Genomic DNA, 395 nt, shown 5'->3' with positions numbered 1-395 from the left:
TAGATCAGATACGCCAGATTGTCCGGACGCAGCCGACCGTGACGATCGGCGTCGGTCGGATCGGCTGCGGTGTGGTCGTCGGTGAGGGTTTCCGGAGCGTCGATGCACAACGATTCCGCCACGACTGCGGGCAGGGATGTGGCCGTGGTCCGGTCGGTCACCACGGCCAGCGGGGCCGCGTCGGTGAGCATGAACGCCAGCCGGTCGTGCGGGTAGGTCGGGTCCACCGGTAGGTAGGCGCCCCCGGCCTTCCACACCGCCAGCAGCGCCACGATCAGCTCCGCCGACCGTGGTAGCGCTACCGCCACCACCTTGTCTGGTCCCACCCCCCGCGCGATCAGCAGGTGTGCCAGACGGTTGGCACGGCTGTCGAGGTCCCGGTAGGTCAGCTCCGT

Annotated in this window: 1 protein-coding gene; it reads right to left on the bottom strand. The window is 68.9% G+C overall.

Going from position 1 to position 395, the window contains the following annotated elements; genetic code table 11:
• A partial coding sequence (locus tag ACX4ZE_RS23165) for an AMP-binding protein (protein ID WP_480275584.1) occupies nucleotides 1-395 on the bottom strand: 395 nt, incomplete at both ends.

This window comes from Nocardia sp. TBRC8007 (genome assembly GCF_056629435.1).
The sequence above is the reverse complement of the archived record's forward strand: the minus strand, read 5'-3'. Positions and strand labels throughout refer to the sequence as shown.